The sequence below is a fragment of the Asticcacaulis sp. genome, from assembly GCF_035497195.1.
Classification (GTDB): Bacteria; Pseudomonadota; Alphaproteobacteria; order Caulobacterales; family Caulobacteraceae; genus Asticcacaulis.
Genome location: NZ_DATJDZ010000023.1, coordinates 219,206 through 240,223, shown reverse-complemented (window position 1 = coordinate 240,223; position 21,018 = coordinate 219,206). Strand labels below are relative to the sequence as shown.

Below are 21,018 nucleotides of genomic sequence, written 5' to 3'. Positions count from 1 at the left end.
ATGAAAAGACTCCTTACCGCCTTCGCCGCCGGTGCTGCGCTCCTGCTGGCCTCAGCCGCCGGTCATACCGAGACCCTGACGGCCACCGGCAGCCTGCACGCCGACCAGCCGGGACCGCAGATCAGCCGCTATATCTATGGCCAGTTTTCTGAGCACCTCGGCCGTGGCATCTATGATGGCGTCTGGGTTGGTGAGAATTCCAAAATCCCTAATGTGCGCGGCATCCGCACCGATGTGGTGACGGCGCTGAAAGCCATCCATGTGCCGGTTATCCGCTGGCCGGGCGGCTGTTTCGCTGACGAATATCACTGGCGCGATGGCATCGGTCCGCGTGACCAGCGTCCGGTACGCAAGAATAACTGGTGGGCCGGCTCGGATGAAACCAACGCCTTCGGCACCCATGAGTTCATGGATTTCGTCGGGCAGGTGGGGGCCGATCCCTATATCTCGATCAATGTCGGCTCATCGAATCCGACCGAGATGCGCGAGTGGGTTGAATACATGACCTCTTCGGGGGACGACACCCTGGCTCAGGAGCGTCGCAAAAATGGTCAGGACAAGCCGTGGAAGACGCCGATCATTGGTTTCGGCAATGAGGCCTGGGGTTGCGGCGGCGAAATGACGCCAGAGTTTTATTCCAACGAACTGCGCCGCTATTCCGGCTTTTATCACCGCAGCGCTGATAATCCAACTATACGCGTGGCCTCCGGCGCCAATTCCGACGACACCCACTGGACCGACGTGGTGATGAAGAATGCGGCGAAGCAGATCGACGCGCTTTCACTGCACTACTACACCCTGCCGACCGGCAAGTGGGACAAGAAGGGACCATCGAACGGCTTCGACGCTCAGGCCTGGGCCGATACCTTCGCGGGCACCCTGAAGATGGACAAGCTGATTACCGATCATTCTGCGGTGATGGATAGCTACGATCCGCAGAAGCGCGTGGGCCTGTTCGTTGATGAATGGGGCACCTGGTACGATGTCGAACCGGGCACCAATCCGGGCCATCTTTACCAGCTCAACACCTTGCGCGACGGCGTGCTGGCGGCGGTCAATTTCAACATCTTCCATCACCACGCCGACCGGGTGAAGCTGACGGCTATCGCTCAGACGATCAACGTGTTGCAAGCCATGATCCTGACGGAAGGGGATCAGATCGCGCTGACCCCGACCTATTACGCCTACCAGATGTACGTGCCCTTCCAGGACGCTACCGAACTGCCGCTTGACTTGACGGCCCCGACCTTCACCCAGGGCGACAAGACCCTGCCGGCATTCAATGTGTCGGCGGCGCGCGGCAAGGACGGCAAGGTCTATATCGGCTTCGCCGGCATGGACCCGAAGGATGCAGTCAGCCTGACCATCGATCTGGGCGGACTGAAAGTATCCAAGGTTTCCGGACAGGTGATGACAGCCGACAAGATGGACGCCATGAACGCCATCGGCCAGCCGGCAACCGTAAAGCCGGTCGATTTCAAGGGCGCGAAAATCGCCGGCGGCAAGCTGACCGTCACCCTGCCGGCGAAGTCGGTCGTGGTGCTGGCTCTGCAATGACCGCTGCGCCATCGCCCCGCGTCATTGCGCTTTCCAATGGCGCGGATAATGTCCCCGAAGGCGCGTGGCCCGACCGCAAGCTGGCTAGCGTGACGCGCGCCGAACTGTGGGCCTTTGTGGTGGCGCAGCCGAAGGGGCAGGTGCTGGTCTGCGCCGGTGGCGGCTACCAGCAACTCATGACCGACCGCGAGGGCGTCGAGGTGGCGGCCTGGCTCAATGCAAATGGCTATAGCGCTTACGTGCTCGTGCATCGCCTGCCGGGCGCTGATAATGGAAATGGCGGGGTCTGGCCGGCGGATATCGCGCTTGCGGATGGTCTGGCGGCGCTGGAGCACATATCTGGCGGCCCTCTATTCCTGATGGGGCTGTCATCCGGCGGGCATCTGGCGGGGGCGCTGGCCTGTCAACCTGGCGTGACGGCGGCGGGCGTTATCATCGCCTATGCGCCGATCAACGCCAATCACCGCGATTACAAGGCGCCGAAGGGCAAGGCCGACTATCCGCCGGTCGAGAAACAGACGTTTTACGATGCCTGGCCCATTGGCATTCGGGCGGAACCGCACGGCGTACCGGCCTGTCCGGTGTTTCTCGCCTATGCCCTGCATGACACATCCGTGCCGGTCGAACACGCGCTTAACTTCATATTGACGGCGCGCGACGCTGGTCTGGATCTCGACGCCCATATTTTCGGTCAGGCGCCGCACGGCTTCGCTTTACGCGATACGGCGGGCACCCATGTCGCCTGGCCGAACCTGGCTCTGCAATGGATGGGGGCCAGATTGTAATATCTCAGGTTTAAGCAAGAGGGATCTGCAGATAAACCAGACAAGCACAGATGTTTTGGCGCTAATCGAGGCTAAGCATCAGGCCGTCCAGCGCATCATAGCCGGATTTGATTGCCGCCAGATGGGCAGGGGCATGGCTCAGGACATGGGCGAAGAAGATGCGCATCAGTTTGATACGATCCGTCAGCCAGGCAACATCGCCGTTTTCTAGCTGGTTATGCGCGGCCACGGCGCCTTTCAGCAGCAGCCAGCCGCCAATCAGATTACCGGACAGGGCGAGGTAGGTCGTGGCGGCGGTAGCGACATCGAGCGGCGCCGCGGTTTTCTGAGCCAGCAGATGATCGGTGGCGGTCGAGAAGATCTTAAGCGCCGATTTTAGCGCTTCACAATCCGCTTTGAATTCTGCCGGCAAGTCACTGTCCAGAAACGCTTTTACGTCAGCTTCCAGCTCCTTGGCCGCCATGCCATCCGCGCCCAGCTTGCGGCCGACCAGATCGGCGGCCTGAATGCCATTGGTGCCTTCATAGATCGGTGCGATTCGAGCGTCGCGGTAATATTGCGCGGCGCCGGTTTCCTCGATGAAGCCCATGCCGCCATGCACCTGTACGCCGGCGGAGGCGACCTCGACGGCGCGATCCGTGCTCCAGGCCTTGGCGATCGGCACCAGAAAATCCTCGCGGCGCTTATGGCGCTCGGCGTCCTCGCCCCGCTTGACGGCATCGATGGCGGCGGCGGTCAGCATACAGATGGCGCGGGCGGCCTCGATCTTGGCCTTCATCACGGCCAGCATCAGGCGGACATCGGGATGGTCATAGATCGGCGCATAGTCCTGGCCGGTGATCAATGACTTGCCTTGCCGACGTTCCAGCGCATAGGCCTGTGCTTTCTGCCAGGCGGCATCCGCAAGGCCAACGCCTTCAAAACCGACTGCCAGGCGCGCGGCGTTCATCATGGTGAACATCGCCGCCAGCCCGCCATTGGGCGGGCCGATCAGTTCGGCTTGCGCGTCCTCGAACGACATGACGCAGGTGGGGGAGGCGTGGATGCCGAGCTTGTGCTCCAGCCCGACGCATTTGACGCTGTTGCGCGCGCCGATCTGCCCTTCGGCATCGACCAGATATTTCGGGCACAGGAACAACGAAATGCCGCGCGTGCCTTTCGGCGCATCCGGCAGGCGGGCCAGTACCAGATGGACGATATTCTCCGCGCCGTCGTGTTCGCCCCAGGTGATGAAAATCTTCTGACCGGTGATGCGGAAGGTGCCGTCGCCATTGGGTTCGGCTTTTGTGGTCAGGGCGGCGAGATCGGAACCGGCGCCGGGTTCGGTCAGGTTCATGGTGCCCGACCACTGGCCGGCGATGAGCTTCGGCAGGAAGAGGTCTTTCTGTCCTTGCGTGCCGTGTTCGTGGATAGCCTCAATCGATCCCTGGGAAAGCGTCGGCAGCAGGGTAAAGGCCATGTTGGCGCCGTGGAACATGTCGAAACAGGCCTGCTCCAGCATCTTCGGCAGGCCCTGACCGCCATAGGCCGGATCGGCCGCCAGCCCATACCAGCCGCCTTCGGCATAGGTCTTTATCGCCTCAAGAAAGCCCGGCGCGACCACGACACGATCGCCGTCCAGCTTCGTGCCGCCGAGATCGCCGGCGCGATTGAGCGGCGCCAGCACATCGCCGGCCAGTTGCCCGGCGGCGCCGAGCACCGCATCGCGCAGGTCGGAATCGAAATCAGGAAAGGCGTCATGACCGTAACTGTCCGCCATGCCGATCACATGATCGAGGCAAAAAGTGATATCTTTAATACTGGGGCGGTAGGTCATTGCGACTCCCTGTCTTTTCCGGCCAGTCTATGACGGTGATGACAGGATCGCAAGTTCAATTTACGTGAACGTCAACTTTTAAACTGTAATTAATTTGGTTACATATGATTTTGCATGACGCCTGTATGCCTGATGGTGTATGCAAGCCTATCTGAGGAGACATGCCCGCATGAGCGAACTGACCCCCACCAGCTATAACCGTTACAGCCGTTATATTCACTGGCTGATGGCTTTCCTTATCCTGCTGATGGTTTTCCTGGGCTGGCGGTTTGACGACAAGGACACATTCCTTCTCAACCGCGCCAACCTGCACAAGTCGATTGGCATCCTCATCCTGTTGCTGACCTTCCTGCGGGTCGGTTTGCGGCTGGCCTACAAGGCGCCGCCCGAACCGCCGATGCCAGGCTGGCAGCTTTGGGCCGCCAAGATCCTGCATGTCGGTTTCTATGTCGTCATGATCGCTCTGCCAATATCCGGCTGGCTGATGGTCTCGACCTCGGCGCGTGAAATCCCCTTCTTCGGCATTCCGTGGCCGCATTTGCCGGTGCCGCAGACGCATGACGCCCACGAAACGTTCGAGACGGTGCATGGCTTGTTCGCCAAGCTGATATTCTATGTCATGATTCCGTTGCACGTCCTGGCGGCGCTCAAGCATCAATTTGTCGATAAGGATACGGTGGTCGAGCATATGGTGCCGGGGCTGACGCCGCGACCGATCCTCAACTATCGCTGGTTGCTGCCGATCGGTGTTATGGTCCTGGCTGTGGCGCTGGGTTTCGGCATCTATCGCGGCCAGCCGCTGCCGTCAGGTGAGACCGCACCGCCGCCGCAGACGGAAGTGGTTGCCGGAGCGGTGCCAGAATCCAAAGTGGTGTCCGAAGCGGTATCGCAAGAGGTGTCGTCCTCGGCCTCCAGTTCATCCGAAACCGTGGCGGTCACCACATGGACCGTCGATAAGTCCGCCACCACCATCGCCTTTTCCACCACCTTTTCCGGCGAGGCGATCAATGGTGGATTTGGGTCTTACACGACCAGTATCGCCTTCGATCCGGAACAACTCAACCGGTCGCACGTCAAGGTGACCATCGACCTGAGTTCGGTCAATTCCGGCGACGCCGACCGGGACGGTACGTTGAAAAGCGACGCCTTTTTCAATATCGCCGCCACGCCCAAGGCCGTTTTCGAAGCCGCCAGCTTCACCAAAACCGATGCCACGCATTTTGTCGCCAGGGGCAAGCTGACGATGCGCGGCACGACCCGGCCGCTCGACCTGCCATTCACGCTCAATATTGACTCCGGCGTTGCCACCATGTCCGGCACGGTCGATCTTGATCGCACGGCCTTCGGTGTCGGCACGGGTGACTGGGCCAAGACGGACTCCGTGCCGGCCAAGGTGACAGTCACCATCAACCTGAAAGCCAAAGCGTCGAAATGAGTGCTGTCGACACGGCGGTGCACGCCCTGCATGATGGCGGGCTGATCCACTTGCCGACCGAAACGGTCTATGGCCTGGGGGCGCGCGCCGATGATCCGGAGGCGGTGATTAAGGTCTTCGAGGCCAAGGGGCGGCCGCGTTTCAATCCGCTGATCGTTCATGTGGGCGATGTTGCGTTGGCTGAACGGATCGGCGTGTTTGATGACCGGGCGCGCGCATTGGCTGGGACCTTTTGGCCGGGGCCGCTGACACTTGTGGTGCCGGTAAGGGACGCTGGCATGGCTTGCGACCTGGCGCGGGCGGGGTTGGATAGTGTGGCCTTGCGGATGCCGGCTCATGCGCTGGCGCTGGATATTCTGCGCGGCTTCGGCGGCGGGGTGGTGGCGCCTTCGGCCAATCGTTCCGGCCGGCCAAGTCCGACCACGCAGGCGGATGCTTTCGAGGAAACCGGCGCCTTCGTGCAAGCCTCGCCGGATGGCGGCGATTGTCCGGTGGGCGTGGAATCAACTGTTGTCAGTTTATTGGGTGAAGCCCGATACCTGCGCGCCGGAGCGGTGACGCGGGCGCAGGTGGAAAGTGTGATCGGACCTCTGGCGGCCGATGAAGCCGAGGGGCATCGCTCGCCAGGACGCCTCAGTTTGCATTACGCGCCGGACGCGCCGGTAAAAATCAATATTGATTTACCATCCGCCGGCGCGGTTTATCTGGCCTTTGGGCCCACGAATTACACAGGGCCGGTTATCCAGCTCAGCGCCGGGCGTGATCTGCATGAAGCGGCGAGTCATCTGTTCCGCGCTCTGCGTGAAGCCGACCGTCTGAATCCGCCGGTCATCGAAATTGCCCCTATACCGGATGATGGTATTGGCGAGGCGATCAATGATCGTATCCGTCGCGCGGCGGGATTCGTCGGTTAGGCGGCCTTCTTCTTCGTCACCAGAGCCGGCTGAGGACGCGTAAACACCCAGTCGCCGTCCTTCGACAGATCGCTGCGAAATTGATAATCGGCGACCCTGAAATCCTTCAGACCGTCGATCCGGTCGATGCGGTTGTCAATCATGTATCGCGCCATCAGTCCGCGCGCCTTCTTGGCGAAGAAGGAGACGATCTTGGCTTCATTGCCCTTGATCTCCAGAAAACGCGGGCTGACGACCTTCGCTTTCAAAGTCTTGGTCAGGGCCGCCCGCGAATATTCGGTGCTGGCCAGATTGACGAGGGTGTCGCTCTCCTGTGCTTTCAATTCGGCCGTCAGGCTTTTGGCCAGGGTATCACCCCAGAACTGGTACAGGGAGTCCGCGCGGCCGGTTTTCAGTTGCGATCCCATTTCGAGTCGATAGGGCCGGATCAGGTCGAGTGGCCGCAACAAACCATAAAAACCGGACAGGATGCGGACATGATCCTGCGCCCAGGCCAGGCCCGCTACATCGAGCGTGCGTGCTTCCAGGCCGCTATAGACATCGCCATCGAACATGAAGGCGGCGGCGCCCGGCGTCTGGTCTTCAAAGCCCTGATAGCGTGCATAATTCAGTTCGCTGAGGGCTTTGGAAATATCCATCAGTTCCATGATATGCTTCGGCTTTAAACGCTTGAGATTTTTCAGTAATCTCGCGCTTTGCTCCGGAAAGCGTGGCTCCGTGGGGGTGATGCCGCCATCGAATGGCGTGAGGTCGAGCGACTTGGCGGGCGATAAAAGGGTCAGCATGAACGGTTTTTTTAAGCTTTGCGGTTTAGAGTGCGCGTCACCGGCAACATAAGGATGTTCGGCATTCTGCACAATAGAATGGCGTGACGATAGAATGGCGTGATGATAAAGCCGGACTGACGGGAGTTCAGGAAGAGGCCAGTACGCGTTCCAGTGGCTTAAGCGTAGTTCAGTAAACCGATTTCGGGAAAATGTCCTGATATCGGCGCGTTCGCGTATGACCTTAACAACAGGGAGCATATCATGTCCGTCGGCACCGTACTGGTTCTGGAAGATAGCCGCGTTCAGGCGCAACTCATTTCGCGTATGCTCACGCCGCTGGGCTGGTCGGCGGTGCTGAGCTTCGATCACAGGATGGTCTTCCAGCAACTCAAGGCGTCGCGTGTAGATTTGCTGTTGCTCGATGTCTATGTCGACGATGGCAATACCCTGACGCTGCTGCCGGAAATCCGTGACCTGGCGCCGGGTGTGCCGATCGCCATCATGAGCGCCGGCGGGGCAGGCGGTGCTGCGCTAAATTCGACGCTCAATGCCGCGCGCCGGGCGCAGGTTGATTTCGTCCTGCCCAAGCCCTTCGCGCCCGATGACCTGGCTATTATTCTCGATGAAGCCGCTAAAATGCGTCGCGCGCCGGTGATGCCGAAGCATATCCTTGTTGTTGATGATTGCCGGATAGTGCGCAAGATTTCGACTTCGGCTCTGGCCGTCGAAGGCTATCGCATCAGCGAGGCCCGCTCTATGGAAGAGGCGTTCGATCGCGTCGATATCGCCCACGTCGATGTCGTCGTCACCGATATCTTCATGCCGGGCATGGGGGGGATCGAGGGCATCCAGATCATTAAGTCCACCTGGCCGAAAGTCGCCATCGTCGCCATGTCAGCCGGATCGGATAACCGTGTGGACAATGCGCAGGTTCTGTCCGCCGCCAAATATATGGGGGCCGATGCCTTGCTGCCGAAGCCTTTCACGGCGCCGGACCTGACATTTCTGGTCGATGCAGTTCTTGGGGAGGCCTGTGCCGTCGTCTGATTGTGAGGCGTTGGGTTACCTCTTGTAAAGCATAAATATTGCTTGAATAAAGTTTGCCGGGTTAGGAAGGTGCGTACTTCATCCTGTAAGATAACGCCGTATTCGGTTTGGAACCCGATGCGAATAAAGGCGCCCATACCGTCGTTATTGAGATTTTAAGTGTTTTTACTTAAAATCAGGAAACAAGAATAAAGTCGCCGTATCAAGGGTTCGGAATGAGTTTAGGCAGCGTGCTTATAATGGATCAGAACCGTGATCTGGCGCAGCGCATTGCCTTGATGCTGCATCAGCAGAAGTGGACATCGGTTCTCAGTTTTGATCAGAAAATGGCGATGCGCCTGCTGAAAGGCAGCCGTTTTCATTTGCTGCTGTTTGACGCCTATGACTCCGGCGGCGCCACCATCGAAATCATCGACCAAATTCGCGGCGAAGCCCAGGATTCGCCCCTGGCCATCATGTCGGATGGCGGCGGGCGCGGCAATGCGGTCAATGCCGCCATGAACCAGGCGCGCATCGCCGGGGCGGATTTCGTCCTGGCCAAGCCGTTTAATCCGGAAAAACTGAAAAACCTGCTGGCCGATACCAATGCGTACCATCGCGCCCGCTCGAAGGATCACAATATATTGGTTGTCGAGGATAATGAAGACCTGCGCAATGACATTTGCCGGGTGCTCAGGCAGGTCGGTTACAAGGTCTCCTACGCCGCCAACATGGAAGACGCCTTCTTTGACCACAATCTTGGCCTGATCGATGTGGTGCTGACGGCTGTACTTATCCCTGGTATCGGGGGCATTGAGGGCACGGCACAGATCAAGAGCGATTTCGAGCATTGCAAGGTGGTCGCCATGTCGGAAGGCGTGGATTCCACCATCACCGCCTTACACGTTCTGGCGGCGGCGAAAGCGGCGGGCGCGGATGCGCTCCTGCCCAAGCCCTTCACCATGCACGACCTGCTCAAGGCCGTGGCCAGCGTTATCCGCGCCAAGGACGATCCGGAAGAGGGCGCGGCCCAGGCGGCTATCGATGCGATTTTCGCGCGGTAGGGTAGGTCTCCAAGACCGTCAGGTCTTGGCAAGCGTGACTACGCGCCGTGCACGTTTGCGCGAAAGGCGTGGGGGACGCCTAGTCCGGCGTTTGAGCTCTAGAAGAGAACATGCGGGTTCATGATCCGCTTCGGATCGAGCGCCAGTCGCAAGGCCTGCATAGCCGCTACCGCCACCGGGTCTTTGTAGAGCAGGGCTTCCTGCGTCTTCATGCGGCCGAGGCCGTGTTCGGCGGAAATAGACCCTTCGTACTGATGCACGAGATCGTGGATAACCTTGGCACCGGCGTCACGCAGGGCGTTGAATTCGCCGGCGTCCATGCCTTCGGGCACGATGACGTTGAAGTGGACATTGCCGTCGCCGACATGGCCGAAAGCCACGAGACGCGCGCCGGGCAGGAAGGCTTCAACCGCTTTCGCGCCTTCTTCCATATATTCAGCCATGCGTGATAACGGCACGGAGATGTCGTGTTTCCAGGCAGCACCCTCGGCCTTTTCGGCGGCGGAGTGATCTTCGCGCAGACGCCAGAATTCAGCGGCCTGGGTTTGATTTTGCGCAATCACGGCGTCGAGCACCAGTTCCTCTTCAAAGGCGGCTTCGAGAAGGCGCTCCATTGAGGCGGCCGCGCCATCCGGATCGCCGGACGCGACCTCGATCAGGGCGTACCACGGATATTCAGCGCCCAGCGGTTCACGCGTGTCGGGGATATGCTTGAGCACGAGTGATAAACCGTAGCGCCCCATCAACTCGAAGGCCTCGACCTGGCCGCCGGTTTCCTGCTTGGCGCGGACCAGCAGGTCGATCGCCTTTTGCGCGCTGTCAAACGCCACGATGGCGGTCGAACGCGAATTCATGATCGGAAAGAGTTTAAGCGAGGCGGCGGTGATGATGCCGAGCGTGCCTTCGGCGCCGATAAACATATGCTTGATGTCGTAGCCGGTATTGTCCTTGCGCAGGCGCTTCAGGCCGTTGAAGATATCGCCGTTGGGCAGGACGACCTCCAGGCCGGAAACGAGATCGCGCGTCACACCGTAGCGCAGCACGGCCGTGCCGCCGGCATTTGTCGAGATCACGCCGCCAACCGTCGCCGTACCTTCGGCGGCGAGGGAGAGCGGGAAGTAGCGGCCGGCTTTTTCGGCGATCTGCTGGGCGTCCAAAAGAGTCAGGCCCGATTCCAGCACCATCGTATCGTCGGTCGGCGCCACGTCGCGGACGGTCTTCATGCGTTCCAGCGAGATCAGGATTTCACCGAAAGGGATTTGCCCGCCGACCAGGCCGGTATTGCCGCCTTGGGGGGTGATGGCCACGCCATTGTCGTAACAGATCTTGACGACTGCCGAGACTTCCGCAGTCGATTTCGGCAGGACGAGGAGGGGGGTATGGCCCTTCCATTTGCCACGCCATTCGGTCAGCTTCGGATCAACCCGCATGGCGTCTTCACTGTAACCGGCTTCGCCAACCACGGCCTTGATCTGCGCGATAATTTCGGGCGAGACAGGCGGCGCTTCGGCGAATGCGGGCGTGGACATCGGATAAACCTTCATTAAAGATGCGTTGGCGTTGCGTTAAGCGAGAGAGGCCGGAAGTGCAAGACACAATAACTAAGGAATCCGGTCAGTTCGGCTTATATCCGGTTCCGGCGGTCGGCGTGGTCTGCTGGCGGGATGACGAGGTGCTGCTGATCCGGCGAGGCCGCGCACCGCGTCTGGGGGAGTGGTCGATCCCCGGCGGCAAGGTGCGGCGAGGGGAGGCGCTGCATGACGCCGCCCTGCGTGAGTTGTTTGAAGAAACCAGTGTGAGGGCCAAAATCGGCGAATTGCTCGCCGTTTACGAGATAATAGAGCCGCAGTTTCATTACATTCTGGTCGACTATAGCGCCCAATGGCTTTCGGGGGAACCGGTCGCCGGCGATGATGCCGATGAGGCGCGCTTTATGTCGTTTGATGAAGCCATGTCATTGATTAATAGCGCGGATATGCGCGACGTCCTGTTGAAATCGCGGTGATAATTACCGCACTGAGGCGCTTAAAAAGACTGTGACTTTTCGGTCGCGGATTCTAGTTAATTGCAAAAAATCAAAGTATGGAGGCAGGGTCGGGAACTTCGCGTCTTGTGCGAGTTTAATTTTTGTGGTTAATGGCTGTTAACGGTAATGAAAGTGGTTAATCCGCTTGAAACCGTGCGGCAGGGCTGTAATTCCGAACGTTCAAAAGGAACTCCAGACTGCGTCAAATGTTGTTTTGGTGAGTCTCAGGAGTAAATTCATGAAGAAGTTGACAATCGCTGTTGCCGTTCTGATCGCTGCCGCCAGTTCCGCTGTCGCCGTCAGCCAGGCTGTCGCGCACCAAATGCCGACTTGCTTTTGCCAACCGCAATTCGGTTGCGTCTGCGGTGGTGCCCGTTAATCACGGTCGAAATTAACGAAAATCTTCTATAGGCTTTCGTTTTCATACTATCTAACGCCCTGTGCTTGCGCAGGGCGTTTTGCATGTTTGCATCTCCGTAACCCTGTGACTTAAGTGAATCCTAAGGTCTTTATGGTCTTATAAGTGCAATCTGGGGTAACGGGAGATGACATGAGTCGCTCTGGTCGATTTATGAGCATTGCGGCTACAAGGCATTGGCTTGTCTTTGGGAGCGCGCTTCTGCTTGCCTGTTTGATTCTGGTAATGCCGGTACAGGCACAGGACGTGGACGCCGCACCCCGTCATGAAAAGTTGGTCGCCGTTTATAGTCTGGTGGCCGCCAATTCTTTCACATATATCGAAAATGAAATTGACGCCTATGGTGAGCGCGCCGTCAAGTTGTCCGGCGATGCCCGTATTCACGCTCTGTGGCGCGTATTATACGCCTATAAAACCGATCAAAACGAGGCCAAGTTGCTGGCCTGGCATGACCGCATCTTGAAACTGGCGCAGAAAGAAGGCGATAGTGATCTCGATCTGCTGGCGCGCTTTATGTATCAGGCCTATCAGAGTGAGATCGGCGATTTCAATGGCTTCACTGATCGTGAATGGACCACCTATCTTGCGACGCCTGATCAGGCGCTTCAAAACATCGTCATGGTCGAACGGATACGTTACCTGCAACATTTCGAACAGTGGGCCGACGCCATCGACCTAGGTGATAAGCTTATTGTACGTCTGAAAGCAGAGGGGCCGGACGCCGAACCTGTGCTTGAATCGGCATACCAGGTCATCGCTTACTCGTTGGGTGCCGTTGGCGACTATGACGCCTATGCCAATAATATGTTCGCTATGGCGAAGTTGTCGCAAAAGAACGCCTTTTTTTCCCAGAAGCTGGATATGGTCTATGATCTGGCCTTATGGGCGGCGCATGAAAACGACATGCCGGTCGCGGAGCAGTTTCAGAAGTTACACGGTGATTACGTCCGCAAATACAATGTCGAAGACCTCAAGACCTGGGATGAATTTCTTTGCGCTACTATTGAGGACCAAGCGCAAAAATATAACGCCGTAAAAACCTGCCTGAAAGATTCGTATGTGACACAGGGTATGGTGGGAAATGTACTTGATGTATGGAAACTTCGGTTATTAACTAAGGCCTATGCTGCTAAAGGAAACAGTGCCAAGGCGCGTTTTTATCTTGCCAAATTGCGTGCAGTGCCGGAGACGATGAGTCCGCGGGACACTCTATTTGAGAAACGCGTTGAAGCCTACACACTTCAAAGCGAAGGTCGGAGCGCAGAAGCTTTTGACACGCTGGATGAATGGGGGCGGCTTCAGTCCTCCTATTACGACAGGGCGCGTATCGATTCCGTCCAGGGCATGTACAAGGCCCTGCGCAAGGAACTCGACAGCAAGACCGCCGAAAGCCGTCTGTTGGTCAAGCAGGTGCAAATGCGCAATTTGCTGCTTGGCGCGGCTGTCCTGATCGCGCTGCTGCTGGCGGTGATTGTTATCGGCGGCGCGATGTGGGTTTTCCGGATGCGCCGTATGCAGTGGCATCTGCGCGACGCCCACGAGCACGCCGAAGCCGCCAACGCCGCCAAATCGCGCTTCCTGGCGGTCATGAGCCACGAACTGCGCACGCCGCTCAACGGTGTGCTTGGCATGGCGCAGGCGCTCAAGAAAAACGACCTCAGCGAGACCCAGCGCGAGCAGGTCGATATCCTCGTCGATTCCGGCAAGACCCTTCTGGTGCTGCTTAATGATGTGCTCGATATGTCGCGCATCGAAGCCGGCAAGATCGAACTGGCGCCGACCCCTTCCACCATGAAGGACATGATCGAGCGCGTCATCAATACCTATGGTTCCCTGCTGGACGGCAAGGACGTCATGCTGCGCTACGAACTCAATGAAAACGCCAGCGAACCGATGACCTTCGATGTGCTGCGGGTCTATCAATGCCTGTCGAACCTCGTTTCCAACGCCCTGAAATTTACCGAAAAAGGCACGGTGCGTATTCTCACCTCAGCCACACCGCGCGAAGAGGGCGGTTACCGGGTACGTGTCGAGGTGCGTGACACCGGCATCGGCATGAGCAAGACGACGCTCGACAAGCTGTTCGAGGCCTTCACCCAGGCTGACGCCATGACAGCCCGTAAATACGGCGGCACCGGCCTCGGCCTCAATATCAGCCGCCGCCTGGCGGAACTGATGGGCGGTTCCTTGAGCGTCACCAGCGAGGAGGGCGCCGGTTCGGCCTTTGTCATGACCTTTGAAGCCGGCGAAGTGATGGCGACTGAGGAGACGGAACAACCGGAAATGAAGACCATGCCGAAGCACGACGATAATGCTAACCTGCCGGGAATGCACATTCTGCTGGTCGATGATCACCCCGTCAATCGCAAGGTGGCGCGCCTGTTCCTCGAACCCTTCGGCTTTATCATCACCGAGGCGGTCGATGGTCAGGAAGCGCTTGATCTCGATATGTCGCGCTATGACCTGGTGCTGATGGATCTCAACATGCCGCGCCTTGGCGGGCTGGAGGCCACGCGCATCTTCCGTTCGCAGGAACCCGAAGGCCAGCATGTGCCGATCGTCGCCCTGACGGCCGACGCCATGCACGACCAGATCGAGGCCTGCCATGCTGCCGGCATGGATGCGCACATTTCCAAACCGATCATCATGGATACGCTGATCGACACGGTGGCCGGGTTGCTGCGTCTGAAAGAAGACCAGCCGGACGCGAAAGTGGAAGTGGCTTAAAGCGTCTTCACGCCGATTTGGCTAGGGCCTGGCCCGAACCCCTGTATAATGGCCATCAGATACCCCATATCACGGAGGTATCCTGTTCCTGGGGAGGCCCAAATTGCTGCAATCCATTTCCATTTTCGGACCTGTGACCTTTGTCGTCATCGTGCTTGGCGTCATGCTGTTGTTCAGCATCGTCAAGATCGTGCCGCAGGGCTATGAGTTCACCGTTGAAAATTTCGGCCGCTATACACGCACGCTCAAGCCGGGCATCGCCTTCCTGACGCCGTTCGTTGAAGCCATCGGCCGCAAGGTCAATGTCATGGAGCGCGTTTTCGACGTGCCCCAGCAGGACGTCATCACCAAGGATAACGTGAACGTAAAGGTGGATGGTATTGTTTTCACTCAGGTAATGGATGCCGCCCTTGCCGCCTACCGTGTCGATAACCTCGACAACGCCATCACTCAACTGGCCATGACCAACCTGCGGACGGTCGTTGGCGCGATGGAACTGGATGAAGTCCTTTCGCAACGCGACGCTATTAATTCCCGCCTGCTCAGTGTTATCGATCACGCCACCAGCCCGTGGGGCGTGAAGGTAAATCGTATCGAAATCAAGGACTTGAAGCCGCCTCATGACATAACGGATTCGATGGCGCGCCAGATGAAGGCCGAACGCGAACGCCGCGCCCTGATCATCGAGGCCGATGGTGAAAAGCAGGCCGCGATTGCCCGCGCCGAAGGCCAGAAGCAATCCGCCGTGCTGCAATCCGAAGGGCGCAAGGAAGCCGCCTTCCGCGACGCCGAAGCCCGTGAACGCTCCGCCGAAGCCGAAGCCAAGGCGACGGACATGGTCTCCCAGGCCATCGCCAAGGGCGATATCAACGCCATCAATTATTTCGTGGCACAGAAATATGTCGAGGCTTTCGGCAAGTTCGCCGAATCGAACAATACCAAGACCCTGATCATGCCGGCCGATATGTCTTCGCTGGCGGGGATGATCGGCGGGGTTTCGGAACTGATCAAGACGGTCAGCAACTCGGATGCCCCTAAAGCGCCGGCGAAGAAAGCTTAGGAGCGTATCATGGACTTGAATTCCATTCTTTTGATGGGACCGATGTCGATGAACGCCTTCTGGATCTGGTTCATCTTCGGGCTTCTGCTGTTGGGCGTCGAAATATTCCTCGGCACGCAATGGCTGTTGTGGTCCGCCGCTGCTGCCGGCGTTGTGGCGGTGATCTGTCTGACGGGCCTGCCGTTCGGCTTTTTTCTGCAAGCCTTGACCTTCGCTGTTTTGAGCGTCGTGATGGGGATATTGACGCCGAAGTTTCTCAAGGTCAGCAGCCACAGCCCGGATGTCAACGATCCGCACCGGCGCATGGTCGGCAAGGAGGCCGAAGTCCTGAGCGGCTTTGAACTGGTGGTCGGCGGCGAACGCACGGGACGCGTGGTGTTCGATGGCGTCGAATGGCCGGCGGTATTGGGCGAAGCGAGCCAGATGGCGCTGGCTGTCAATGATCGCGTGGTCATAGAGCGCATATATGAAGGCCGGGTTTTCGTTCGACCGGCCTGATACGCCTCTAAGTAGCATATTGCGTTATTAACCATTATTTGATTTGATGGCGCCTGGCGGATACTGGTATTCGCTGGTGGGGGCGTCTATGAAAATTTGGTTGAGGCTGGCCGTGCTTGCGGCATGTCTGTTTTTTCCGGCGGTGGCTCATGCGGGCGCCTGGCCGCAGGCGACAGGCGATACCCAGATCATCATCAGCTATGAACCGGGCCATGCCGACAAGGGTTTCGACGCCAACGGCGACAAGACGCTTTCATTGGATAAATGGAAAACGAACGAGGCCTCGATCTATGTCGATCGTGGCGTCAGCGAGCGCCTGACCGTGACAGCCAAGGTGAACTACCGCGATTACACCACGGATTCAGAACACTTTTCAGGTCTTAGTTCGATTGAGTTAGGTGGCCGCTGGACGGTAAAACGGACCGACGATTTCGTCTTCGCGCTCGGCGCCAGCATCGAGGGCCTGGGGAAGGGCCGGCGCACGGATTTCGACCTGAGTACAAAAGGCGGCACCGATTACGATCTGCGCGCCTATGCCGGTAAAAGCTTCAAGCTAATGGGAAAGCCGGCCTTCATCGATCTCCAGGCAGCCAGGCATCTGCGGCAATATGAGGCCAGCCAGTGGCGCGTCGACGCCACCCTAGGCGTGAAGCCGTCACCCAAATGGATGGTCATGGCGCAGGTTTTCGCCGGCCGCACCGACAAGGAAGGCTGGGGGCGCGCCACCTGGACCAATACGGAACTGAGCGTCGTGCGCAGCTTTGGGCCTCAGCAGAAAACCAGTGTGCAACTGGGGTTGCGGCAAACTCTTGCGGGCCGGAACGTGCCAGCCGTTAAAGCGGTGGTCGTCAGTCTGTGGAAGACTTTTTAATTCGCGCTTGAGGCCGATTCCACAGTGGCCGCCGGCGGCGCATAGGGCGTCGTTTCCAGCTTGAGATAGGCGAGCAGATTATGGCGGTCGGTCTCGTCCTTGATGCCCTGATAGCTCATCTTCGTGCCCTTCACGACGGTCTGCGGCGCGGCGATATAGGCGTCGAGGGTGTCGAAATCCCAGGTCACATCATGCGCCGTCATGGCTTCGCTGAAGGTATAACCGGGTTCAGTACCTGACTTGCGGCCGAAGACGCCATAAAGATGCGGGCCGACCATGTTCATCTTGTCGGCCCCGATGGTATGGCAACTGCGGCACTTGTTGAACTGTGTTTCGCCGGCCGCCAGATCGGCGGTATTGTAAGGCGCAGGGAAGGTGGCCTGGATGGCGGCTTTTTCCGCATCGCTGTAAGTGTGCGGCGTCGCCATCGCCACATCCGGTGCGTCGTCGTTATCGGCCTTCTGGCCGCACCCGGCAAGCGCCAGTCCGGCGATGGCAAGGAAGAAAATAGCCTTGGTCATGTGAATTGCCCCTGAAATATGTGCCTTGCTCTTAGGCGAAATTCAGGCGTTTGGCGACAGTGAATTAATGTCGCACCCTAAGAGACTGATTTGAGAATGCGTCAGGCTCAGTCGAAATGTAATTCGGCGTAGCCAAACGGGCTGATTTCGAGAACCGGAGCGGCCCTCCGACGTACTTAAGAAAGCGCAGAAAGTAGCCCGTTACAGGCCAGCATCACGCATTCGCAAACAGTCTCTAAGAGGAGGCGCTGCTGTCCACTGGGGCGGAGGCCGGCACTTCGCTGGGCGTGGAATCGCTCGGCCCCTGATTGCAGGCCGCCAGCAGAGTCATCGCGGCCAAAGCAAGTATCAGCAGGCGAGCAGGCATTTGACGGGCGGTCATGGCGGAGGCTCCTCGTTCCCGGTCCGGTCACTAGAATTTTGGCGGGCCTTGGCGGTTATCATAATCCACACCTGCCTCAACGACATACGACAAATATGGTCAGGTGTCCGAATGCCGCAAGACTGTGGCAAAACCTCCTCAATCAAAAGAGGAGCGGCGTCTCGAAATCGAGCAGCTTCTGCTTGAGCGGCAGACCGCCGCCATAGCCTGTCAGTGTGCCGTTCTTGCCGATGACACGATGGCATGGAATGATCAAGGCGATGGGGTTCTTGCCGTTGGCGGCGCCGACCGCCTGGGTGGCCTTGATATCGCCGGTGGCGACCGCGATCCGCTGGTAGGACCAGGTTTCGCCGAAGGGAATATCGCACAGTGCCCGCCAGACCTTTTGCTGAAAAGGCGTGCCCTGTGGTTTCAGATCGAGGGTGAAATCCGTGCGTTTCCGGTCGAAAAATTCATGAACCTGCCGGGCGACGTGTTCGAGTTTTTGCGGCGCATGTTCGGCCTGATCCGGCCGCGACAGATGGTTGGACATTTCGCCGTTCAGGAAAGTGAATTCAAGCAAGGCGCCGTCATCGTCAACGGCTGCCGCCGCCATGCCAACCAGTGTATCTATATGTGAAAAATAGAGGCCCATAAAACAAAAGTCTCACGCACACTTGAGATTTCCAAATCAACTTTTGGGCGGCTCAGGTTGATTAAGCTTTAAGACATGCTTCAGTAGGGTATGTCATGATAGGTGAAGCCTGGATGAATGACGTATCATGTAATCTGAAAATGCTTCGCTCCAACCCGTGCAGCCTGTAGCCAAAGCCGGTAAAGAAACGATCAAGGAGATTAAATGCGCACCGATGCCCTGACCGATCCTCTCCCGTCTGAACGTCTGGCGACTGTGCTCCTGATCGACGACCGTAAGGCCGATGTCGAACTGGCCCGTGTTTTCCTGCAAGTTCGTGACAAGATGCAGTTCAATCTCAAGGTCGCCAACGGGGCAAAACAGGCGATGGAAATGCTGAAACAGGCCGTGACGCGCGGTGAGATAGTTGATCTGCTGCTGCTTGATATCAATATGCCGGGGATGGACGGTTTCGAACTGCTTGAGGAGATTCGCAAGGATGAAGCGCTGAGGCCTATCGCCGTGGTGATGTGTACGGGATCGACCTACGATCAGGATCAGGCCCGTGCTCACGCATTGGGGGCGGCGGGCTATATGGTCAAACCCGCTTCGCTGGCGCAGCTCAGGCCCATGCTGACGAGCATTCCGGCTCTGAAGCTCGATCCGGACGGCGAAAATGTCCGTCTCATGCGCGCCGCCTGATTTTCCTTATGGCATTCTTATGTTTGCCGGTCAGTTCGGCCGTGCAATTTCATGATGGAAGGCAGCTAATGGCGGCTTGGTAAGGAAACAAAAGGAGTCGTGCCATGCGAATGCATCCCGAAGACATCAGGGTCTGTATCGAACTGTGCTGGCAGTGCCGCGATACCTGCCAGGATACCTTTTATAACCACTGTCTCGATCAGGGCGGCGCGCATGTGGCGCATGATCATGCCGTGCTGATGAACGATTGCATCCAGGCCTGCCAAACCGCGGCCGATTTTATGGTGCGCGGGTCCGGCCATCATGCCGCCGAATGTGCCGCCTGCGCCGAGGTTTGCGAAGCCTGCGCCGTGTCATGTGCGGCGTTTGACTGCGATGAAATGAAGACATGCGCCGAAGTCTGCCGCCGTTGCGCGCAGTCGTGTCGAGATATGAGCCGGATGGCCAGCCATCACGCCTCTATGGCTGCCGAATGAAACACGCCGCACCCGGCCTGCTCATCGTGGCGCTCGCACTGACTGCGTGCGGCGAAACGGCCAAATTACCCCTCGATGCCGGGATTGGTCCGAACCCGTCATTGCCGGCGCCTAACAAGACGCTGTTTCCGACCGTGAAGGTCGCTGATGCGATCGGCTGGCAATCGGGCGCCAAACCAACAGCGGCCGCCGGATTTGCCGTCTCGGCCTATGCAGCGGGACTGGCGCATCCGCGCTGGCTCTATGTCCTGCCCAATGGTGATACACTGGTGGCTGAAACCAATGCACCGCCAAAGCCTGATGACGCCAAAGGCATCAAGGGCTTTTTCATGAAGATGATCATGAAGAAGGCCGGCGCGGGGCCGAAAAGCCCTGACCGCATTACGCTGCTCCGGGATGCTGACGGAGACGGCGTCGCTGAAACGCGGACGGTATTGCTCAAAGGACTGAGGTCGCCTTTCGGCATGGCCCTGGTCGGTGATCAGCTCTATGTCGCCAATACCGACGCCATTGTTAAATTTCCATACCACACAGGTGATACCGTCATCACCGCGCCGGGTATAAAGGTTGCGGACCTGCCCGCCGGTACGATCAACCATCACTGGACCAAGAATATCATCGCCAGTGCGGACGGGACAAGACTGTATGCCACGGTGGGTTCCAACAGCAATGTCAGCGAAAATGGCCTGGCCGCCGAAAAGGAACGCGCCAGTATTCTGGAAATTGACCTGGCTAGCGGTCGCAGCCGCATCTTCGCCAGTGGCTTGCGCAACCCGAATGGCATGGGCTGGCAGCTACAATCGGGCGCCTTGTGGACCGTTGTCAATGAACGCGACGAAATCGGCAGCGATCTGGTGCCGGATTACATGACATCGGTAAAGGATGGCGCCTTTTATGGCTGGCCTTACAGCTATTACGGCCAGAATATCGATGTGCGTGTTAAACCGCAAAACCCGCAGAAAGTAGCCAGCGCCATCAAACCAGATTATGCGCTTGGGCCACATACGGCGTCCCTTGGACTGACATTCTACAGCGGCACTCTGTTCCCGGCGCATTACACTGGCGGCGCCTTTATTGGCCGGCATGGGTCGTGGAACCGTAATCCCCCCAGCGGTTATGACGTCGTCTTCGTCCCCTTCGCCAACGGGATGCCTTCGGGCCAGCCTGAAAACATCCTGACGGATTTTCTTGATAAGACTGGGAAGGCGAGGGGCCGGCCGGTCGGAGTCGCAATAGATGGCAAAGGCGCGCTGCTGGTGGCGGACGACGTGGGTAATGTTATCTGGCTTGTCACGCCCGAAATGTGACTTCCGTATCTTGTCTTTACATGATCTCGTGGCAGAGTGGTCCTCTTAGAGGA

The 21,018-nt window shown here is 58.3% G+C and carries 20 protein-coding genes; 15 read left to right on the top strand and 5 right to left on the bottom strand.

Going from position 1 to position 21,018, the window contains the following annotated elements; genetic code table 11:
• Complete coding sequence (locus tag VL130_RS15720; protein WP_325364209.1) at positions 1-1,557, top strand: alpha-N-arabinofuranosidase; 1,557 nt, start codon at positions 1-3, stop codon at positions 1,555-1,557.
• Positions 1,554-2,342 (top strand): alpha/beta hydrolase, encoded by a 789-nt coding sequence (locus tag VL130_RS15715; protein ID WP_325364208.1) that lies wholly within the window; start codon positions 1,554-1,556, stop codon positions 2,340-2,342. Before VL130_RS15720 ends, VL130_RS15715 begins: the two co-directional genes overlap by 4 nt.
• Before the next feature lie 61 nt (positions 2,343-2,403).
• Here VL130_RS15715 and VL130_RS15710 read toward each other — a convergent pair whose 3' ends face one another.
• Positions 2,404-4,158, bottom strand: a complete 1,755-nt coding sequence (locus VL130_RS15710; protein WP_325364206.1) for an acyl-CoA dehydrogenase — start codon at positions 4,156-4,158, stop codon at positions 2,404-2,406.
• A 169-nt stretch (positions 4,159-4,327) separates the two neighbouring features.
• Here VL130_RS15710 and VL130_RS15705 point away from each other — a divergent pair, with 169 nt between their 5' ends.
• Both VL130_RS15705 and VL130_RS15700 read left to right on the top strand, forming a co-directional pair.
• Positions 4,328-5,593: a YceI family protein gene (locus VL130_RS15705; protein WP_325364204.1), complete on the top strand. Its 1,266-nt coding sequence runs from the start codon at positions 4,328-4,330 to the stop codon at positions 5,591-5,593.
• Entirely contained in the window at positions 5,590-6,507 is a 918-nt protein-coding gene (locus VL130_RS15700; RefSeq protein WP_325364202.1) for an L-threonylcarbamoyladenylate synthase, read from the top strand. Before VL130_RS15705 ends, VL130_RS15700 begins: the two co-directional genes overlap by 4 nt.
• On the opposite strand, the gene yaaA is transcribed toward VL130_RS15700, so the two are convergent.
• The gene (gene yaaA, locus VL130_RS15695) at positions 6,504-7,292 is read right to left on the bottom strand and encodes a peroxide stress protein YaaA (protein ID WP_325364200.1); all 789 of its coding nucleotides are present in this window, start codon (positions 7,290-7,292) and stop codon (positions 6,504-6,506) included. The genes VL130_RS15700 and yaaA overlap by 4 nt on opposite strands.
• Before the next feature lie 243 nt (positions 7,293-7,535).
• Between yaaA and VL130_RS15690 the strand changes: the two genes are divergently transcribed.
• The gene (locus VL130_RS15690) at positions 7,536-8,321 is read left to right on the top strand and encodes a response regulator (protein ID WP_325364198.1); all 786 of its coding nucleotides are present in this window, start codon (positions 7,536-7,538) and stop codon (positions 8,319-8,321) included.
• A 215-nt stretch (positions 8,322-8,536) separates the two neighbouring features.
• Complete coding sequence (locus tag VL130_RS15685) at positions 8,537-9,364, top strand: response regulator (protein WP_325364196.1); 828 nt, start codon at positions 8,537-8,539, stop codon at positions 9,362-9,364.
• A 98-nt stretch (positions 9,365-9,462) separates the two neighbouring features.
• Here VL130_RS15685 and VL130_RS15680 read toward each other — a convergent pair whose 3' ends face one another.
• Entirely contained in the window at positions 9,463-10,893 is a 1,431-nt protein-coding gene (locus VL130_RS15680) for an FAD-binding oxidoreductase (protein WP_325364194.1), read from the bottom strand.
• A gap of 56 nt (positions 10,894-10,949) precedes the next feature.
• Here VL130_RS15680 and VL130_RS15675 point away from each other — a divergent pair, with 56 nt between their 5' ends.
• The 6 genes from VL130_RS15675 (at position 10,950) to VL130_RS15650 (ending at position 16,964) form a co-directional block, all read left to right on the top strand.
• Positions 10,950-11,369: an NUDIX hydrolase gene (locus VL130_RS15675; protein WP_325364192.1), complete on the top strand. Its 420-nt coding sequence runs from the start codon at positions 10,950-10,952 to the stop codon at positions 11,367-11,369.
• A gap of 259 nt (positions 11,370-11,628) precedes the next feature.
• The gene (locus VL130_RS15670; protein ID WP_325364190.1) at positions 11,629-11,769 is read left to right on the top strand and encodes a hypothetical protein; all 141 of its coding nucleotides are present in this window, start codon (positions 11,629-11,631) and stop codon (positions 11,767-11,769) included.
• A gap of 285 nt (positions 11,770-12,054) precedes the next feature.
• Positions 12,055-14,535 carry an ATP-binding protein gene (locus VL130_RS15665; protein WP_325364188.1) on the top strand — a complete coding sequence of 827 codons (2,481 nt, stop codon included), beginning with the start codon at positions 12,055-12,057 and terminating at the stop codon, positions 14,533-14,535.
• A gap of 163 nt (positions 14,536-14,698) precedes the next feature.
• Positions 14,699-15,595, top strand: a complete 897-nt coding sequence (locus VL130_RS15660) for an SPFH domain-containing protein (protein ID WP_325364260.1) — start codon at positions 14,699-14,701, stop codon at positions 15,593-15,595.
• A gap of 9 nt (positions 15,596-15,604) precedes the next feature.
• Positions 15,605-16,093, top strand: a complete 489-nt coding sequence (locus VL130_RS15655) for an NfeD family protein (protein WP_325364186.1) — start codon at positions 15,605-15,607, stop codon at positions 16,091-16,093.
• 88 nt (positions 16,094-16,181) lie between these two features.
• Entirely contained in the window at positions 16,182-16,964 is a 783-nt protein-coding gene (locus VL130_RS15650) for a hypothetical protein (protein ID WP_325364185.1), read from the top strand.
• Here VL130_RS15650 and VL130_RS15645 read toward each other — a convergent pair.
• Together VL130_RS15645 and VL130_RS15640 are read right to left on the bottom strand one after the other, a co-directional pair.
• Positions 16,961-17,485 carry a cytochrome c family protein gene (locus VL130_RS15645; protein WP_325364183.1) on the bottom strand — a complete coding sequence of 175 codons (525 nt, stop codon included), beginning with the start codon at positions 17,483-17,485 and terminating at the stop codon, positions 16,961-16,963. The genes VL130_RS15650 and VL130_RS15645 overlap by 4 nt on opposite strands.
• Before the next feature lie 524 nt (positions 17,486-18,009).
• Positions 18,010-18,501, bottom strand: a complete 492-nt coding sequence (locus VL130_RS15640) for a methylated-DNA--[protein]-cysteine S-methyltransferase (protein WP_325364181.1) — start codon at positions 18,499-18,501, stop codon at positions 18,010-18,012.
• Positions 18,502-18,705: 204 nt separating this feature from the next.
• Here VL130_RS15640 and VL130_RS15635 point away from each other — a divergent pair, with 204 nt between their 5' ends.
• From VL130_RS15635 to VL130_RS15625, 3 genes are all read left to right on the top strand, one after another.
• Positions 18,706-19,182, top strand: coding sequence for a response regulator (locus VL130_RS15635; RefSeq protein ID WP_325364179.1), 477 nt, complete (start codon positions 18,706-18,708; stop codon positions 19,180-19,182).
• Positions 19,183-19,286: 104 nt separating this feature from the next.
• Positions 19,287-19,658, top strand: coding sequence for a four-helix bundle copper-binding protein (locus VL130_RS15630; protein ID WP_325364177.1), 372 nt, complete (start codon positions 19,287-19,289; stop codon positions 19,656-19,658).
• Entirely contained in the window at positions 19,655-20,965 is a 1,311-nt protein-coding gene (locus VL130_RS15625) for a sorbosone dehydrogenase family protein (protein WP_325364175.1), read from the top strand. Before VL130_RS15630 ends, VL130_RS15625 begins: the two co-directional genes overlap by 4 nt.
• The last annotated feature ends 53 nt before the right edge of the window (positions 20,966-21,018 follow it).

Excerpts from the sequence above, each read along its gene's own strand:
- VL130_RS15720 (WP_325364209.1), top strand. The coding sequence starts at position 1 with ATGAAAAGACTCCTTACCGCCTTCGCCGCCGGTGCTGCGCTCCTGCTG.
- VL130_RS15715 (WP_325364208.1), top strand. The coding sequence starts at position 1,554 with ATGACCGCTGCGCCATCGCCCCGCGTCATTGCGCTTTCCAATGGCGCG.
- VL130_RS15710 (WP_325364206.1), bottom strand. The coding sequence starts at position 4,158 with ATGACCTACCGCCCCAGTATTAAAGATATCACTTTTTGCCTCGATCAT.
- VL130_RS15705 (WP_325364204.1), top strand. The coding sequence starts at position 4,328 with ATGAGCGAACTGACCCCCACCAGCTATAACCGTTACAGCCGTTATATT.
- VL130_RS15700 (WP_325364202.1), top strand. The coding sequence starts at position 5,590 with ATGAGTGCTGTCGACACGGCGGTGCACGCCCTGCATGATGGCGGGCTG.
- yaaA (WP_325364200.1), bottom strand. The coding sequence starts at position 7,292 with ATGCTGACCCTTTTATCGCCCGCCAAGTCGCTCGACCTCACGCCATTC.
- VL130_RS15690 (WP_325364198.1), top strand. The coding sequence starts at position 7,536 with ATGTCCGTCGGCACCGTACTGGTTCTGGAAGATAGCCGCGTTCAGGCG.
- VL130_RS15685 (WP_325364196.1), top strand. The coding sequence starts at position 8,537 with ATGAGTTTAGGCAGCGTGCTTATAATGGATCAGAACCGTGATCTGGCG.
- VL130_RS15680 (WP_325364194.1), bottom strand. The coding sequence starts at position 10,893 with ATGTCCACGCCCGCATTCGCCGAAGCGCCGCCTGTCTCGCCCGAAATT.
- VL130_RS15670 (WP_325364190.1), top strand. The coding sequence starts at position 11,629 with ATGAAGAAGTTGACAATCGCTGTTGCCGTTCTGATCGCTGCCGCCAGT.
- VL130_RS15660 (WP_325364260.1), top strand. The coding sequence starts at position 14,699 with ATGCTGTTGTTCAGCATCGTCAAGATCGTGCCGCAGGGCTATGAGTTC.
- VL130_RS15655 (WP_325364186.1), top strand. The coding sequence starts at position 15,605 with ATGGACTTGAATTCCATTCTTTTGATGGGACCGATGTCGATGAACGCC.
- VL130_RS15650 (WP_325364185.1), top strand. The coding sequence starts at position 16,182 with ATGAAAATTTGGTTGAGGCTGGCCGTGCTTGCGGCATGTCTGTTTTTT.
- VL130_RS15645 (WP_325364183.1), bottom strand. The coding sequence starts at position 17,485 with ATGACCAAGGCTATTTTCTTCCTTGCCATCGCCGGACTGGCGCTTGCC.
- VL130_RS15640 (WP_325364181.1), bottom strand. The coding sequence starts at position 18,501 with ATGGGCCTCTATTTTTCACATATAGATACACTGGTTGGCATGGCGGCG.
- VL130_RS15635 (WP_325364179.1), top strand. The coding sequence starts at position 18,706 with ATGCGCACCGATGCCCTGACCGATCCTCTCCCGTCTGAACGTCTGGCG.
- VL130_RS15630 (WP_325364177.1), top strand. The coding sequence starts at position 19,287 with ATGCGAATGCATCCCGAAGACATCAGGGTCTGTATCGAACTGTGCTGG.
- VL130_RS15625 (WP_325364175.1), top strand. The coding sequence starts at position 19,655 with ATGAAACACGCCGCACCCGGCCTGCTCATCGTGGCGCTCGCACTGACT.